A 14,853-nucleotide genomic window follows, 5' to 3' on the forward strand; every position below is an offset into this window, starting at 1 on the left:
CAGACGACTTCGCCCGCCCGTGTCCCACACAACCAGGTTGTGCGGGGGGTGAGGCACAGCCTCGTCCTCTCGACTGATATCGTTCGCCCCGTCATGGCCGGTGACCAGAAACCCCCCAGCACTGGCGGCTCGGACGACGTTCCGTCCGGTGCCGGCCAGGGTTGGACCGCGCTCTCGTACCTCATCGGGGGCATGCTGGTCTGGGGTTTCATCGGCTGGCTGGTCGACCAGTGGCTCGACTCCGGTGGCATCGCCACCGGCATCGGCGTCGTGCTCGGCATGGCCGGGGGGATCATCCTGGTCGTCCGCCGACTCGGCACGCCTACTTAGGAAGGGACGCGGTGTTCGGACAGGCGAACGTCCTGGCAGCGGGCCAGGCGGAATTCCCACCCAGCGTGGAGGACTTCTACCTGCCCAGCATCCTGCCCTGGGGTGCGCACGACTCGTACTGGTTCACCAAGATCACTGCGATGGTCTGGATCGCCGTCGGCGTCCTGATCATCTTCTTCCTGGCCAGCTATCGGAAGCCGCAGCTGGTGCCGACGAAGAGGCAGTGGTTCGCCGAGTCGATCTACGGCTTCGTGCGGAACAACATCGCGGTCGACATGATCGGGCACGCGGGGGTGCGGTTCGCGCCGTACTTCACGACGCTGTTCTGCTTCGTCCTGCTGACGAACGCGTTCGCGATCATCCCGTTCTTCCAGATCTCGCCGAACTCGCACATCGCCTTCCCGGCGTTCCTCGCCGTGATCAGCTACGTGCTGTTCAACTACATCGGCATCCGGCACCACGGCTTCGTGAAGTACTTCAAGAACTCGCTCCTCCCGCCGGCGCCCTGGTACATCCTGCCGCTGCTGATCCCGATCGAGTTCTTCTCGACCTTCCTGGTCCGGCCGTTCTCGCTGGCCGTCCGTCTCTTCGCGAACATGTTCGCCGGCCATATGCTCCTGCTGGTCTTCACGCTCGGCGGCTTCGCGATGCTCTCCGCCAACGCCTGGCTGGCGCCGGTCTCGGTGCTGTCCTGGGTGATGACCATCGCGCTCACCTTCCTCGAATTCCTGGTGATCGTCCTGCAGGCCTACGTCTTCACGGTGTTGACCGCCAGCTACGTGCAGGGCGCGCTCGCCGAAGAGCACTGATCCACTTCGCACCAACCCGTTGTCGTCCCGCGTGACCGTCACGCGTGATAACCAGGAGGAACCAACCAATGGACGTTCTCGCCGCGCAAGGTGTAGTTGGCAGCACCGCCGCCATCGGCTACGGTCTCGCGGCCATCGGCCCGGGCATCGGCGTCGGCCTGGTCTTCGCCGCCTACATCCAGTCGACCGCCCGCCAGCCGGAGTCGTCGCGGATGACCCTGCCGTACGTCTGGATCGGCTTCGCCGTCATCGAGGCGCTCGCGCTGCTGGGCATCGCCTTCGGCTTCATCTGGCAGGGCACGCTTTCCTGATCCCGCCCCTCGACCGGGAGGTCACCCATGTTCTTCCTCGCCGCTGAGGGCGGTGGAGCGACCCACAACCCGATCATTCCTGCCTGGCAGGAGATCGTGGTGGGTGGGATCGCCTTCATCCTGCTCTGCTTCGTGCTGATGAAGTTCGTCTTCCCCCGCATGGAGCAGACGTTCCAGGCCCGGGTCGACGCGATCGAGGGCGGCATCAAGCGCGCCGAGGCCGCCCAGGCCGAGGCCAACCAGCTGCTCGAGCAGTACCGGGCGCAGCTCGCCGAGGCGCGTACCGACGCCGCCAAGATCCGGGACGACGCCCGGGCCGACGCCGAGGGCATCCGTCAGGACATCCTCGCCAAGGCGCGGGAGGAGTCCGACCGGATCATCGCGGCCGGCAAGGAGCAGCTCGCCGCCGAGCGGGCCACCATCGTGCGCGAGCTGCGCACCGAGGTCGGCACCATCGCGGTGGACCTGGCCAGCAAGATCGTCGGTGAGTCGCTCGTCGACGAGGCGCGGCGCAAGGGCACCGTGGACCGGTTCCTGAGCGGTCTCGAGAGCGCGGGGGCCCGCTGATGCAGGCCGCCAGCCGGGAGTCGTACAAGGTCGCGGCCGAGCGCCTCGACGCGTACGCCCGCGGCGCGGAGCCGTCGGCGGTGGCCTCCACCGCCGACGACATCCTCTCCGCCGCCACGCTGCTGCGGCGCGAGCCGCGGCTGCGCCGGGCGCTGTCGGATCCGGCCCGGTCCGCCGAGGACCGTGCCGGGCTGCTGACCGGCATCCTGGGCGGCAAGGTGGGCGCGGACGCGCTCGACCTGCTGACCGGCCTGGTGTCCGGCCGCTGGTCGGCGCCGTCGGAACTGCTCGACGGCACCGAGCGGCTCGGCGTCGAGGCGCTGCTGGCCAGCGCTGACAAGGCCGGCGACCTCGGCGAGGTCGAGGACGAGCTGTTCCGCTTCGGTCAGGTCGTCTCCGGTCAGTCGGCGCTCTCCAACGCGCTCTCCGACCCGATCGCCCCGGCCGAGCGGCGGGCCACCCTGGCCCGCGACCTGCTCGCCGGCCAGGCCCGCCCGGTCACCGTCCGCCTCGTCGAGGCCGCGCTCGGCGGGTTCGGGGGACGCTCCTTCAGCGGTGCGCTCACCCGGCTGGTCGAGCTGGCCGCCGACCGGCGGGACCGTCAGGTCGCGTACGTGACCGTGGCGGCTCCGTTGAGTGACGAGGAGGAGCGACGCCTCGGTGCCCGCCTCTCCGAGATGTACGGTCGAGAGGTTTCCGTCAAGCAGACGGTCGACCCCGAGGTGCTCGGTGGGGTGAGCGTGCGGGTCGGCTCCGACCTGTACGACGGCACCGTCCTGCGCCGCCTCAACGAGACCCGCAACGCGCTCGCGAAGCGCTGACCAGCGTCTCCGCAGCCCTGATTCGACCCCATCGGACCGGTCGGTACTAGGTATCCCGGGCCCCTGAAATTTAAGGAAGCAGAGGATGGCCGAGCTGACCATCTCGACGGAGGAGATCCGCGGCGCCCTGGAGCGCTACGTCTCCTCCTACACGGCCGACGTCTCCCGCGAGGAGGTCGGCACCGTCACCGACGCCGGCGACGGCATCGCCCACGTCGAGGGTCTCCCCTCGACCATGACCAACGAGCTCCTGGAGTTCGAGGACGGCACGCTCGGCCTGGCGCTGAACCTCGACGTCCGGGAGATCGGTGTCGTCGTCCTCGGTGACTACGGCGGGATCGAGGAGGGGCAGCGCGTCAAGCGGACCGAGCGGGTGCTCTCCGTGCCGGTCGGCGACGCCTTCCTGGGCCGCGTGGTCAACGCGCTCGCCCAGCCGATCGACGGCCTCGGCGACATCGCGAACGAGGGCTACCGCGAGCTGGAGCTGCAGGCTCCGAACGTGATGGCCCGGCAGTCCGTCTTCGAGCCGATGCAGACCGGCATCAAGGCGGTCGACGCGATGACCCCGATCGGCCGGGGCCAGCGGCAGCTGATCATCGGTGACCGCAAGACCGGCAAGACCACGGTCGCCCTGGACACCATCCTCAACCAGCGGGACAACTGGCGCTCCGGCGACCCGAAGAAGCAGGTTCGCTGCATCTACGTCGCCATTGGCCAGAAGGCCTCCACGATCGCCTCGATCAAGGGCATCCTGGAGGAGGCGGGCGCGATGGAGTACACCACCATCGTCGCCTCCCCGGCGTCCGACCCGGCCGGCTTCAAGTACCTCGCCCCCTACACCGGCTCGTCCATCGGGCAGCACTGGATGTACGGCGGCAAGCACGTCCTGATCGTCTTCGACGACCTGAGCAAGCAGGCCGAGGCGTACCGCGCCGTGTCGCTGCTGCTGCGTCGCCCGCCAGGCCGCGAGGCGTACCCGGGTGACGTCTTCTACCTGCACTCCCGGCTGCTTGAGCGCTGCGCGAAGCTCTCCGACGAGCTGGGCGGCGGCTCGATGACCGGTCTGCCGATCATCGAGACGAAGGCCAACGACATCTCGGCCTTCATCCCGACCAACGTCATCTCGATCACCGACGGCCAGATCTTCCTCGAGACCGACCTGTTCAACCAGGGCGTCCGGCCGGCCATCAACGTCGGCACCTCGGTCTCCCGGGTCGGTGGCGCCGCGCAGGTGAAGCCGATGAAGAAGGTCGCCGGTTCGCTCCGGCTCAACCTGGCCCAGTTCCGCGAGCTGGAGGCGTTCGCCGCCTTCGCCTCCGACCTGGACAAGGCCTCCCGGGCCCAGCTGGAGCGCGGCTCCCGCCTGGTCGAGCTGCTCAAGCAGCCGAACTACTCGCCGTACCCGGTGCAGGAGCAGGTCGTCTCCGTCTGGGCCGGCGTCGAGGGCAAGCTGGACGACATCCCGGTGGGCGAGGTCCGTCGCTTCGAGTCGGAGTTCCTCCAGTACCTCCGGCACAAGCACGAGGGCACTCTCGTGGCGATCGCTGACAACAAGTGGGACGACGAGATCATCGGCACCCTGGACCAGGCCATCACCGAGTTCAAGCAGATGTTCCTGGGCAAGGAGGACGAGCAGCGGATCAACGAGCCCGCCGCGAAGCCGCTGGCGGGCGAGGAGAACCGCGAGACGGTGACCCGCTTCCGGGACGGCTCGACCGACCGCCCGGTAGAGAGCTGATCCATGGCGGCCCAGGTTCGCGTTCTTCGCCAGCGGATCCGCTCGGCGAAGGGGATGAAGAAGATCACCAAGGCGATGGAGCTCGTGGCGACGAGCCGGATCGCCAAGTCCCAGGCGCGGGTGGAGGCGTCGCTGCCGTACGCCCAGGCCATCACCGGCGTGCTCACGGCGCTGGCGTCCAACGCGCGGATCGACCACCCGCTGCTCACCCCGCGTGAGCGGGTGCGGCGGGCCGGCGTCCTGCTGGTCACCAGCGACCGGGGCCTGGCCGGCGGTTACAGCTCCAACGCGATCAGGACGGCGGAGTCGCTGATCGCCCGGCTCAAGGCCGACGGCAAGGAGCCGGTGCTCTACGTCGTCGGGCGCAAGGGCGTCGGGTTCTACCGGTTCCGCAACCGGGACATCGCGGCGAGCTGGACGGGCTTCTCGGAGCAGCCGTCCTTCGCGGATGCCCGCGAGGTGGGCGAGACGTTGATCAAGGCGTTCTCGGCCGGCGCGGACGACGTGGACGGCCGCGGCGGGGCGGACGGGGTACTCGGCATCGACGAGCTGCACATCGTCTTCACCGAGTTCCACTCCCTGATGACCCAGACGCCGGTCGCGAAGATCATCGGCCCGATGCAGGTCGAGGACCGTCCGCGGTCCGAGGGCCTGCTGCCGGCGTACGAGTTCGAGCCGGAGGCGGAGTCGCTGCTCGACGCGCTGCTGCCGAAGTACATCAACACGCGGATCTACGCGGCGTTGATCGAGTCGGCGGCGAGTGAGTCGGCGGCCCGGCGGCGGGCGATGAAGGCCGCCACCGACAACGCCGAAGACATGATCGAGAAGTACACGCGCGAGATGAACACGGCCCGCCAGGCCGGGATCACCCAGGAGATCAGCGAGATCGTCGGCGGCGCGAACGCGCTCGCCGCGTCGGGAAGTGAAGTGTGATGACTGCCCCAGTAGAGACCAAGACGGCCACGGGTCGCGTGGTCCGGGTCATCGGCCCGGTCGTCGACGCCGAGTTCCCGCGCGACGCCATGCCGGCCCTGTTCAACGCCCTGCACGTGAGCGTGACGCTCTCCGGCGGTGAGAAGACGCTGACCCTGGAGGTCGCCCAGCACCTGGGTGGCAACATGGTCCGCGCCATCTCGATGCAGCCGACCGACGGCCTGGTCCGCGGCACCGAGGTGCGCGACACCGGCTCGCCGATCACCGTGCCGGTGGGCGACGCGGTCAAGGGCCACGTGTTCAACGCGATCGGTGAGGTGCTCAACCTGACCGAGGGCGAGACGCTCACCCCGGACGACCACTGGGTCATCCACCGCAAGGCCCCGGCCTTCGCGGACCTGGAGCCGAAGACCGAGATGCTGGAGACCGGCATCAAGGTCATCGACCTGCTCGCCCCGTACGTCAAGGGTGGCAAGATCGGCCTGTTCGGCGGTGCCGGCGTGGGCAAGACGGTGCTCATCCAGGAGATGATCACCCGGGTGGCCCGGAACTTCGGTGGTACCTCGGTCTTCGCCGGCGTGGGTGAGCGCACCCGCGAGGGCAACGACCTCATCGCCGAGATGACCGAGTCCGGCGTCATCGACAAGACGGCGCTGGTCTACGGCCAGATGGACGAGCCGCCGGGCACCCGGCTGCGGGTCGCCCTGTCCGCGCTGACCATGGCGGAGTACTTCCGCGACGTGAAGAAGCAGGAGGTGCTGCTCTTCATCGACAACATCTTCCGCTTCACCCAGGCCGGTTCCGAGGTCTCCACGCTGCTCGGCCGCATGCCGAGCGCCGTGGGTTACCAGCCGACCCTGGCCGACGAGATGGGCGAGCTCCAGGAGCGGATCACCTCCGTCCGGGGTCAGGCCATCACCTCGATGCAGGCGATCTACGTGCCCGCCGACGACTACACCGACCCGGCGCCGGCCACCACGTTCGCCCACCTGGACGCGACCACCAACCTGGAGCGGTCGATCTCCGACAAGGGCATCTACCCGGCCGTGGACCCGCTGGCGTCCTCGTCCCGGATCCTCGCCGCGGAGTTCGTCGGCCAGGAGCACTTCCAGGTCGCCACCGAGGTGAAGCGGATCCTGCAGCGCTACAAGGACCTGCAGGACATCATCGCCATCCTCGGTATCGAGGAGCTCTCCGAGGAAGACAAGATCACCGTGGGCCGGGCCCGGCGGATCGAGCGCTTCCTGTCGCAGAACACCTACGCCGCCGAGCAGTTCACCGGCGTGCCGGGCTCGACGGTCCCGATCGCCGAGACCATCGAGGCGTTCAGGAAGATCAGCGAGGGCGAGTACGACCACTTCCCCGAGCAGGCGTTCTTCATGTGCGGCGGTCTCGAGGACCTCGAGGCCAAGGCCAAGGAGCTGATGGAGGGTTAGACCTCGGTCACACCCACGGAGGCCATCCCGGCGTAGCCGGGGTGGCCTCCGTCCGTTCGGGTCCGGTGATAGCAGATGTCCGCTTCGGCGGCAAGCGGTTCGCCGAGACGCGGGGTACCGTTCGTGGCGCGGCGCTCACGTATGAGCGTTGATCTTTGCAACGAAACGGTCGCCAGCGCCCGTCTTCCAGTCGTGGGCGTGACGAATGGAGGTGCTCGTGGCTAAGGCCGGCACGGACGGCGGCAAGCGGTCCTTCTGGCGTGGGGTGCCCCGGTGGGCCCGCGTCTGCACCGCCTTCGGTGTGGTCCTCATGGTGCTCAGCGGCGCGGTGCTGGTCGGCTACGAGGCGCTGCTGTCCCGCTATGAGGGCGCGGTCGGCAAGGGCGACCTCTTCGGCGACGAGGCCGCCGGTGCCCAGGAGCGCAAGAGCGACATCAAGGGCCCGCTGAACATCCTGCTGGTCGGCATCGACCCCCGCAAACCGGAGACCCCGCCGCTGGCGGACTCGATCATGATCCTGCACGTGCCCGCCGGGATGGACCGCGGCTACCTCTTCTCGCTGCCGCGGGACCTGCGGGTGGACATCCCGCAGTTCCCCAAGGCGAACTTCCCGGGCCGTACGGACAAGCTGAACGCCGCCATGTCGTTCGGCAGTCGGGTCCCGGGCAAGAACCCGGACGCCGCGCAGGGCTTCGAGCTGCTCGCGAAGACCGTGCAGCAGGTCACCGGGATCCAGCGCTTCGACGCCGGCGCGATCATCAACTTCACCGGCTTCAAGAAGATCGTCGACGCGATGGGTGGCGTCGACATGAACATCGAGCGGGACGTGAAGTCCGAGCACCTGCAGCCGGACGGCACGGCGCGCCAGCTCAAGCCGGGCGGCGGGGGCTACCTCGGCCCGCAGGCCGAGTACAAGAAGGGCAACGCGCACCTCAACGGCTGGCAGGCGCTGGACTACGTCCGCCAGCGCTACCCGAAGAACGGTGTGCCGGACGCCGACTACGGCCGGCAGCGGCACCAGCAGCAGTTCATCAAGGCGATGGTCAACCAGGCGTTCAGCGCCGACGTGGTGACCAACCCGATCAAGCTGGACCGAGTCATCCGGGCCGCCGGCCAGTCGCTGATCTTCAACGGCCGCGGCTACAGCGTGGTCGACTTCGCGATCGCCCTGAAGGGCATCCGGTCGGATTCGATCGAGACCATCAAGCTCCCCGGCGGGGGCATCGGCACCGGCTCGGCGTACAAGGGGGAGCGGCTGCTGCCCACGGCGCAGGACTTCTTCACCGCCATCCGCACCGAGCAGGTGGACGCCTTCATGCTGGAGCACCCCGACTTCAAGCAGAAGAACAGTTAACGTGAGCGCGAGCGGGCCCCGGCGCACGCCGGGGCCCGCTCGTGTGGCACCGGGCACCTCCCGTGGCGCAGCTCTCGCCACCCGCGTTGGGTGGCCCCCGGGGTCGCGACTAGACTTTCGGCAATCCGCCGCCGCAGCAAGGAGACAGCGTGGCACAGCAGCTTCACGTCGAGCTCGTAGCCGTCGAGGAGAAGGTCTGGTCCGGCGAGGCCGAGATGGTCGTCGCCCGGACGACCGAGGGTGAGCTGGGTGTGCTCCCGGGCCACGCGCCGCTGCTCGGCCAGCTCGCGGAGCCCAGCCAGGTCCGCATCAAGCAGGCCGGCGGCCAGCAGGTCGCGTACGACGTCGCCGGCGGTTTCCTCTCCGTGACCGGTGAGGGCGTCACCGTCCTCGCCGAGAGCGCCACCCCCGCCACTCCGGCCCGCTGAGCCGACCCGCCGATGAAGATCGTGGAAGGGATCGGAATCGGCGTCGCGGTCGTGCTCGCCGCGCTTCTGATCCTCTTCATCCGGCGGGCCCTGTTCACCCGCAGCGGAGGCATCATCCGGCTCAGCGTCCGGGTCTCCACGATCCTGGACGGTCGGGGCTGGTCACCCGGCTTCGGCCGGTTCGCCGGCGACCAGCTGCGGTGGTACCGGATGTTCAGCTTCGCCCTGCGCCCCAAGCGGGTGCTCTCCCGCAAAGGGCTGGCCGTGGAGCGCCGCCGGCTCCCGGAGGGGCAGGAACGCCTCTCCATGCCCGCGGACTGGGTGATCCTCCGCTGTACCAGCAACCATGCGCCGGTGGAGATCGCCATGGCACGGTCCACGGTCACCGGCTTCCTCTCCTGGCTCGAGGCCGCCCCGCCCGGGGCGGCCTCGCCGCGTCTGGCCTCCCAGGACTGGCCCGCCGCCTGACTCACCCGGCTCTTTGGGGTGGGCCCGCCGTGACCGGCTCCCCGCTCTCCCGTTCTTTGGTTGCGGTGGGGCCGGTGGCGACCGTCCCCGGCTTCGGGCGGTCAGGCTTGATCCCTGCGCCGGGGACGGTCGCCCCCCAGCCCTGATTTGGTCGCCGTCCGCCCGGTGCGCCAGGTGGCTTTTCGGGTACGGGTTCCGGTTCGCCGCCTGGGTGGGCTCCGGTGCCCGCTTGGGCGTGATCGACTCCGTGTCCCCGATGTTGGCGGTGTCCGATGGGCGCGGATCCCGCCACGTCGGCGATCTGGTGCCGGCTGTCCGGTTCGGTCCGCCCGGCCACCGCCGGACTGGGCGGGATGTCCGTTTCTGGGTGTGACCGGCGGCATCCCCCAGCCGGAATCGTGGCCGGGCCGGGGTCGTTACATCTCCCGTACGACCGAGTACCTGGCCCGCTCGACGGGTTGGTGGTCGGGCCCCGGAATGATGGCGGGCCGGCGGTCGTTACACGTGGTCCCGGCGCTGCGAAGAGGCCCCGCCCCGCGGCCGGACCGGGCAGAGACTTTCCCCCTTGCAGTTTTTGAGCGCCTGACGGTGCTTGCGCACGTGCCGGCCCCCCTCGGCGGTGACGCCGACCCCCGAATGGAGCTTCACCATGAACACGATCATGCGTAAGAGCGTTCTGGGTATTGCTGGTCTGGCTTTCACCGGTGGCGTGTTCGCCGGTCCGGTCGCCGCGCACGCCGACGCCACCCCGGTGGCCGGCAAGCCGGTCGCTGTGCAGGCCGACAAGCCGGGCGTGGACAAGGGCAAGCTGATTCCGCATGGTGTGCAGGGCGCGCAGTCGAAGATCACCCTGAACGCTGAGCAGACCGGCAACGCCAAGGCGATCATCGCGGCGACGAAGAAGGCGGGTCTGCCGGAGCGGGCCGCGGTCATCTCGATCGCGACCAGCCTGCAGGAGTCGAAGCTGGAGAACCTGGGTCACCTGGGTGACGCCAACGACCACGACTCGTTGGGCCTGTTCCAGCAGCGTCCGTCCTCGGGTTGGGGCACGCCGAAGCAGATCACCGACCCCGAGTACGCGACCCTGGCGTTCGAGAAGGGTCTCAAGCAGGTCGACGGGTGGCAGGACATGCCGCTGACCGAGGCCGCCCAGACGGTGCAGGTGTCGGCCTACCCGGACGCCTACGCCCAGTGGGAGCAGCAGGCCGCCGACATCGTCGCCGCCAACTGGAACAGCTGACCCAACCGAACAAGGCAACAAGCCGCTGGCCGGCACCCCGAGACACGGGGTGCCGGCCAGCGGCGTTTTCACGTACCGCAGAAGAACCGTGACCCGCGCGGACCGTGACCAAGGTCAGGGCTGGGGGCGGCCGTCCCCGGCGCAGGGATCAAGCCTGACCGCCCGGAGCCGGGGACGGTCGCCCCCAGCCCCCACCGCAACCACGGATCAAACCCCCGCGACCAGCTCCACCTCATACCCCTGCCCGTCGGCGAGGTAGGCGGCGTACGTCCCCGGACCGCCCGCGTGCGGGTGCCGGTCCGGGAAGAGCAACTCCCAGCCGTGGTCGGGGGCGGCGACGACCAGGGCGTCCACCGCGGCCGGTGGGCCGGCGTGGAAGGCCAGGTGGTTGAGCCCCGGCGCGAGCCGGTCGTGCATCCGCCCGGAGAGCCCGGGGGACTCCTCCAGCACCAGGTAGGTCGGGCCGAGCCGCCAGGACCGGCCGGCCGGCCAGTCCTGGAACGGCGTCCAGCCCAGCTCGCCGAGGAGCCAGCCCCAGCTGCACCGGGCCGCGTCGAGGTCCGGTACCCAGACCTCGACGTGGTGCAGCGCGCCGACGGTCATCGCTTCCCGCCCGGCACCCATAGCACATCTCCGTCCGGATTTGCCGTTCTTGACAGGATGAAGAGCAGATCGGAGAGGCGGTTGAGATACTTTGCCGGAAGGGGACTGGTCCGGTCTGGATCATGCGCGACCAGGGCCCACGCCGCACGCTCGGCGCGCCGGGCGATCGTCCGTGCCACGTGCAGCAGCGCCGCGCCAGCGGTGCCGCCGGGGAGGATGAAGGAGTCGAGCTTGCTCAGGCGTGCGTTGTACTCGTCGCACCAGCCCTCGAGGCGCTCCACATACTCCTCGGTGACCCGCAGCGGCGGGTACTTCGGGTCCGGCTCGACCGGGGTGGCCAGGTCCGCGCCGACGTCGAACATGTCGTTCTGGATCGACCCCAGCACCGCCCGCAGCTCGTCGTCGAGCTGCCCCAGCGCGAGCGCGACGCCGATCGCCGCGTTGCACTCGTCGACGTCGGCGTACGCGGCGATCCGTGGATCGGTCTTCGGCACCTGCTCGTTGTTGCTCAGCCTGGTCATGCCGGCGTCGCCGGCCTTGGTGTAGATGCGCGTGAGGTGGACGGCCATGACGCACAGCCTACGGATACCGGACCTGACCATCCCGGCGCGGCCGGGCCAGGCCGGCTGGCCGGCCGGTGTCGGTCCGGGTGACGCCGGCGATCCGGCGGTCAACGACGTCGACGTCATCCGGGTGCCTGGCAACGCGCGGCTGGCCGGCACGGTCCACGTCGTCGGGGCGAAGAACTCCGCGCTAAAGCTGATGGCGGCCGCGCTCCTCGCGCCCGGGCGGAGCGTGATCACCAACGTCCCCCGGATCACCGACATCGCCATCATGGGTGAGGTGCTGCGCCGGCTCGGCTGCGACGTACGGTTCGGCGCCGACGACCCGGTCGATCCGATGGTGGCCCGCGGCGGGGTGGAACGCTCCCGGTCGGTCCTCATCGACGTGCCGGAGCGGCCCGGCGCGGAGGCCGACTACGACCTGGTCCGGCGGCTGCGCGCGTCGATCTGTGTGCTCGGCCCGCTGCTGGCCCGCCGGGGATACGTGCGGGTGGCGCATCCCGGCGGGGACGCGATCGGCTCCCGTGGCCTGGACATGCACATCTCCGGGCTGACCCGGATGGGCGCGGACATCTCCGGTGAGCACGGCTTCGTCATCGCGTCCGCCCCCGACGGGCTGCACGGCGCGGATATCGTGCTGGACTTCCCCAGCGTCGGTGCGACGGAGAACCTGGTGATGGCGGCGGTGTTGGCCCGGGGCAGCACGGTGATCGACAACGCCGCCCGGGAACCGGAGATCGTCGACATCTGCTCGATGCTGATCCAGATGGGCGCCCGGATCGAGGGGGAGGGCACCTCGACCCTGCACATCAAGGGCGTGCCGGAGCTGCGCGCGGTGCGGCATGCCACGGTGGGGGACCGGATCGTCGCCGGTACCTGGGCGTTCGCCGCCGCGATGACCCGGGGGGACGTCACGGTCACCGGCATCGACCCGGCGTTCCTGGAGGTCGCGCTGGACAAGCTGGTCTCGGCCGGCGGCCTGGTGGAGACCCGTGGCGACGCCTTCCGGGTACGCGTGGACGACCGCCCGACCGCGGTGGACGTGGTGACCCTGCCCTACCCGGGCTTCGCCACCGACCTGCTGCCGATGGCGATGGGGCTGGCGGCGGTGAGCGACGGGGCGTCGCTGATCACGGAGAACATCTTCGACGGCCGGTTCATGTTCGCCAACGAGATGATGCGCCTCGGCGCGGACATCAAGACCGACGGCCACCACGCGGTGGTACGCGGCCGGGACCGGCTCTCCGGCGCCCCGGTCCGCGCCACCGACATCCGGGCCGGCGCCGGTCTGATCATCGCCGGGCTCTGCGCCGACGGGGTCTCCGAGGTCTCCCACGTGCACCACGTGGACCGCGGCTATCCGGACTTCGTCGCCGACCTGCGGGCTCTCGGGATCGAGGTCGAGCGCGGCACGATCCCGGACGAGCCGGCCCTGGAAATCTGATCCAGGAGAGGGCTTAGCCGTCGTTCAGGCTCGCCGACTAGGGTGCTGGCAGGTACTCAAACAGGCGAGGGAGAAGCAGATGGCAGGTCGACTCGCGGTCGTCGGTGCCGGGCTGATGGGCTCGGGCATCGCCCAGGTGGCGGCGCAGGCGGGCTGGCAGGTGACGCTGCGCGACCTGGACGACGCGGCCACCAAGCGGGGCGTCGACGGCATCCGGAAGTCGCTGGAGAAGTTCGCCGAGAAGGGGAAGATCGAGGCGTCCGAGGTCGATGCGGCGCTGGGCCGGATCACCCCGACCACGGACCTGGAGGCGGTCGCCGATGCGGACATCGTGGTCGAGGCGGTCTTCGAGCGGCTGGAGATCAAGCACGAGGTGTTCCGCGCGCTGGACAAGATCTGCAAGGCCGATGCGGTGCTGGCCACCAACACCTCGGCCATCCCGGTCACCCAGATCGCGGCGGTGACCGAGCGGCCGGAGTCGGTCGTCGGCACCCACTTCTTCTCCCCGGTGCCGATGATGAAGCTCTGCGAGCTGGTCCGCGGCTACAAGACCAGTGACGAGACCCTGGCGACGGTGAAGGCGTTCGCCGAGGAGATCGGCAAGACGGTCGTCGTGGTCAACCGGGACATCGCCGGCTTCGTCACCACCCGGCTGATCTCCGCGCTGGTCGTCGAGGCGGTCAAGCTGGTCGAGTCCGGCGTGGTCTCGGCGGAGGACCTGGACACTGCCTGCAAGCTCGGCTTCGGCCACGCCATGGGCCCGCTGGCCACCACCGACCTGACCGGCGTGGACGTGCTGCTGCATGCCTCGAAGAACATCTACACCGACACCGCCGACGAGAAGTTCTTCCCGCCGGAGCTGCTCCAGCGCATGGTCACCGCCGGTGACCTGGGCCGGAAGACCGGAAAGGGCTTCTACACGTACTGAGCCGGCACCGCGGGCGACGGCGGGACCGTCCGTCGCCCGCGCCCGGTCACGGCCGGGGCGGGCTGAGCGCGGCGCCGAGCAGGGCGAAGGCGTCCGGGATCACCGTGCCCCAGTAGGCGAAGTTGTGCCGGCCGTCGGCCCAAGCCGCGCGTACCGGCGGCTCGGGCAGCGCCCGGGCCAGGGCGCGCACGTCGCGGAGGAAGTTGTCCTGCCGGCCGCACCAGAGGCCGACCGGGGTGCCGCGCAGCCGCGCCGCCCCGGCGAAGACCGCGTCCCCGGGCCGGACGGCGGGGGAGAAGGCGGCCACCGCGTGCAGCCATCCCGGGTACGTCTCGGCGAGCAGCAGCGCGCCGAAGCCCCCCATCGACCAGCCCCAGACCGCCGTCCGGTCGACGTCGAAGCCGCGCCGGGCGCACCAGGTGGGCACCTCCTCGCGCACCATCCGCTGCATGTCGTCGTCGCCGGAGCGCCGCCAGGAGAGCCGGCCGCCGGTGGCGGCGGCGAGCACGAAGGGCGGCGCGCCCCGGCGGACCGCGTCGGTGAGGAAGCGGGCGAGCCCGAGGCGCCCGAAGTCCCGGGGCGTGGCCGAGGCGCCGTGCAGCACCAGGCAGATGGGCAGACCCCGGCCGTCGCCGTACCCCTCGGGGACGGCGGTCCAGAAGTCCACCTCGCGGCCCCTGGCGGCCGACCGGATCTGGATCAGGCGTTCGTCGCCGGCGGGGGCGTCGGGGGGCGCGGGCACCGGCCCGGGCCGGGGGCGGGACAGCTCCCGGGTGGTGAGGCCGCCGACCACGGCGACGGCGGCCGTGCCGGCGCCGGCCAGCAGCAGCCGGCGCCGGGTCAGAGCATGAGCCATGCAGGCGAGTGTGACACCCGCCGG

Annotated in this window: 17 protein-coding genes; 14 read left to right on the forward strand and 3 right to left on the reverse strand. The window is 70.1% G+C overall.

What is annotated here, in order from left to right; all coding sequences use genetic code 11:
- Positions 1–93: 93 nt before the first annotated feature.
- The 12 genes from GA0070613_RS14615 (at position 94) to GA0070613_RS14670 (ending at position 10,435) form a co-directional block, all read left to right on the forward strand.
- Positions 94–330 (forward strand): AtpZ/AtpI family protein, encoded by a 237-nt coding sequence (locus GA0070613_RS14615; RefSeq protein WP_089012808.1) that lies wholly within the window; start codon positions 94–96, stop codon positions 328–330.
- 11 nt (positions 331–341) lie between these two features.
- A complete protein-coding gene (atpB, locus tag GA0070613_RS14620; RefSeq protein WP_089012809.1) occupies positions 342–1,139 on the forward strand; it encodes a F0F1 ATP synthase subunit A in 798 nt (265 codons plus the stop codon).
- A 68-nt stretch (positions 1,140–1,207) separates the two neighbouring features.
- Entirely contained in the window at positions 1,208–1,450 is a 243-nt protein-coding gene (locus tag GA0070613_RS14625; protein WP_089012810.1) for an ATP synthase F0 subunit C, read from the forward strand.
- A gap of 27 nt (positions 1,451–1,477) precedes the next feature.
- Complete coding sequence (locus tag GA0070613_RS14630; protein ID WP_089012811.1) at positions 1,478–2,017, forward strand: F0F1 ATP synthase subunit B; 540 nt, start codon at positions 1,478–1,480, stop codon at positions 2,015–2,017.
- On the forward strand, positions 2,017–2,838 hold the full coding sequence (locus GA0070613_RS14635) for a F0F1 ATP synthase subunit delta (protein WP_089012812.1): 822 nt from the start codon (positions 2,017–2,019) through the stop codon (positions 2,836–2,838). Before GA0070613_RS14630 ends, GA0070613_RS14635 begins: the two co-directional genes overlap by 1 nt.
- A gap of 85 nt (positions 2,839–2,923) precedes the next feature.
- Positions 2,924–4,576: a F0F1 ATP synthase subunit alpha gene (gene atpA / locus GA0070613_RS14640; RefSeq protein WP_089012813.1), complete on the forward strand. Its 1,653-nt coding sequence runs from the start codon at positions 2,924–2,926 to the stop codon at positions 4,574–4,576.
- A gap of 3 nt (positions 4,577–4,579) precedes the next feature.
- Positions 4,580–5,509 carry a F0F1 ATP synthase subunit gamma gene (locus GA0070613_RS14645; RefSeq protein ID WP_089012814.1) on the forward strand — a complete coding sequence of 310 codons (930 nt, stop codon included), beginning with the start codon at positions 4,580–4,582 and terminating at the stop codon, positions 5,507–5,509.
- The gene (atpD, locus tag GA0070613_RS14650; protein WP_089012815.1) at positions 5,509–6,945 is read left to right on the forward strand and encodes a F0F1 ATP synthase subunit beta; all 1,437 of its coding nucleotides are present in this window, start codon (positions 5,509–5,511) and stop codon (positions 6,943–6,945) included. Before GA0070613_RS14645 ends, atpD begins: the two co-directional genes overlap by 1 nt.
- A gap of 211 nt (positions 6,946–7,156) precedes the next feature.
- Entirely contained in the window at positions 7,157–8,299 is a 1,143-nt protein-coding gene (locus GA0070613_RS14655; protein ID WP_089015948.1) for an LCP family protein, read from the forward strand.
- Positions 8,300–8,448: 149 nt separating this feature from the next.
- A complete protein-coding gene (locus GA0070613_RS14660; RefSeq protein ID WP_089012816.1) occupies positions 8,449–8,727 on the forward strand; it encodes a F0F1 ATP synthase subunit epsilon in 279 nt (92 codons plus the stop codon).
- A gap of 12 nt (positions 8,728–8,739) precedes the next feature.
- Positions 8,740–9,195 carry a DUF2550 domain-containing protein gene (locus GA0070613_RS14665; RefSeq protein ID WP_089012817.1) on the forward strand — a complete coding sequence of 152 codons (456 nt, stop codon included), beginning with the start codon at positions 8,740–8,742 and terminating at the stop codon, positions 9,193–9,195.
- A 649-nt stretch (positions 9,196–9,844) separates the two neighbouring features.
- Positions 9,845–10,435, forward strand: coding sequence for a hypothetical protein (locus GA0070613_RS14670; RefSeq protein ID WP_089015649.1), 591 nt, complete (start codon positions 9,845–9,847; stop codon positions 10,433–10,435).
- 207 nt (positions 10,436–10,642) lie between these two features.
- Here the strand turns inward: GA0070613_RS14670 and GA0070613_RS14675 are convergent, their stop codons facing one another.
- A complete protein-coding gene (locus GA0070613_RS14675; RefSeq protein ID WP_089012818.1) occupies positions 10,643–11,059 on the reverse strand; it encodes a VOC family protein in 417 nt (138 codons plus the stop codon).
- Positions 11,035–11,607, reverse strand: a complete 573-nt coding sequence (locus GA0070613_RS14680; protein ID WP_089012819.1) for a cob(I)yrinic acid a,c-diamide adenosyltransferase — start codon at positions 11,605–11,607, stop codon at positions 11,035–11,037. The genes GA0070613_RS14675 and GA0070613_RS14680 overlap by 25 nt, the downstream gene beginning before the upstream one ends.
- Between GA0070613_RS14680 and murA the strand changes: the two genes are divergently transcribed.
- The gene (murA, locus tag GA0070613_RS14685) at positions 11,606–13,045 is read left to right on the forward strand and encodes a UDP-N-acetylglucosamine 1-carboxyvinyltransferase (protein WP_089012820.1); all 1,440 of its coding nucleotides are present in this window, start codon (positions 11,606–11,608) and stop codon (positions 13,043–13,045) included. The genes GA0070613_RS14680 and murA overlap by 2 nt on opposite strands.
- Before the next feature lie 79 nt (positions 13,046–13,124).
- The gene (locus tag GA0070613_RS14690) at positions 13,125–13,973 is read left to right on the forward strand and encodes a 3-hydroxyacyl-CoA dehydrogenase family protein (RefSeq protein ID WP_089012821.1); all 849 of its coding nucleotides are present in this window, start codon (positions 13,125–13,127) and stop codon (positions 13,971–13,973) included.
- A gap of 46 nt (positions 13,974–14,019) precedes the next feature.
- Here the strand turns inward: GA0070613_RS14690 and GA0070613_RS14695 are convergent, their stop codons facing one another.
- The gene (locus tag GA0070613_RS14695) at positions 14,020–14,829 is read right to left on the reverse strand and encodes an alpha/beta hydrolase (RefSeq protein ID WP_089012822.1); all 810 of its coding nucleotides are present in this window, start codon (positions 14,827–14,829) and stop codon (positions 14,020–14,022) included.
- Between the last annotated feature and the right edge of the window lie 24 nt (positions 14,830–14,853).

Source organism: Micromonospora inositola (genome assembly GCF_900090285.1).
In the GTDB taxonomy this organism is placed as follows: domain Bacteria; phylum Actinomycetota; class Actinomycetes; order Mycobacteriales; family Micromonosporaceae; genus Micromonospora; species Micromonospora inositola.

Coding starts and splice junctions, on each gene's coding strand:
- GA0070613_RS14615 (WP_089012808.1), top strand. CDS start 94: ATGGCCGGTGACCAGAAACCCCCCAGCACTGGCGGCTCGGACGACGTT.
- GA0070613_RS14625 (WP_089012810.1), top strand. CDS start 1,208: ATGGACGTTCTCGCCGCGCAAGGTGTAGTTGGCAGCACCGCCGCCATC.
- GA0070613_RS14630 (WP_089012811.1), top strand. CDS start 1,478: ATGTTCTTCCTCGCCGCTGAGGGCGGTGGAGCGACCCACAACCCGATC.
- GA0070613_RS14635 (WP_089012812.1), top strand. CDS start 2,017: ATGCAGGCCGCCAGCCGGGAGTCGTACAAGGTCGCGGCCGAGCGCCTC.
- atpA (WP_089012813.1), top strand. CDS start 2,924: ATGGCCGAGCTGACCATCTCGACGGAGGAGATCCGCGGCGCCCTGGAG.
- GA0070613_RS14645 (WP_089012814.1), top strand. CDS start 4,580: ATGGCGGCCCAGGTTCGCGTTCTTCGCCAGCGGATCCGCTCGGCGAAG.
- atpD (WP_089012815.1), top strand. CDS start 5,509: ATGACTGCCCCAGTAGAGACCAAGACGGCCACGGGTCGCGTGGTCCGG.
- GA0070613_RS14665 (WP_089012817.1), top strand. CDS start 8,740: ATGAAGATCGTGGAAGGGATCGGAATCGGCGTCGCGGTCGTGCTCGCC.
- GA0070613_RS14670 (WP_089015649.1), top strand. CDS start 9,845: ATGAACACGATCATGCGTAAGAGCGTTCTGGGTATTGCTGGTCTGGCT.
- GA0070613_RS14675 (WP_089012818.1), bottom strand. CDS start 11,059: ATGGGTGCCGGGCGGGAAGCGATGACCGTCGGCGCGCTGCACCACGTC.
- murA (WP_089012820.1), top strand. CDS start 11,606: ATGACGCACAGCCTACGGATACCGGACCTGACCATCCCGGCGCGGCCG.
- GA0070613_RS14680 (WP_089012819.1), bottom strand. CDS start 11,607: ATGGCCGTCCACCTCACGCGCATCTACACCAAGGCCGGCGACGCCGGC.
- GA0070613_RS14690 (WP_089012821.1), top strand. CDS start 13,125: ATGGCAGGTCGACTCGCGGTCGTCGGTGCCGGGCTGATGGGCTCGGGC.
- GA0070613_RS14695 (WP_089012822.1), bottom strand. CDS start 14,829: ATGGCTCATGCTCTGACCCGGCGCCGGCTGCTGCTGGCCGGCGCCGGC.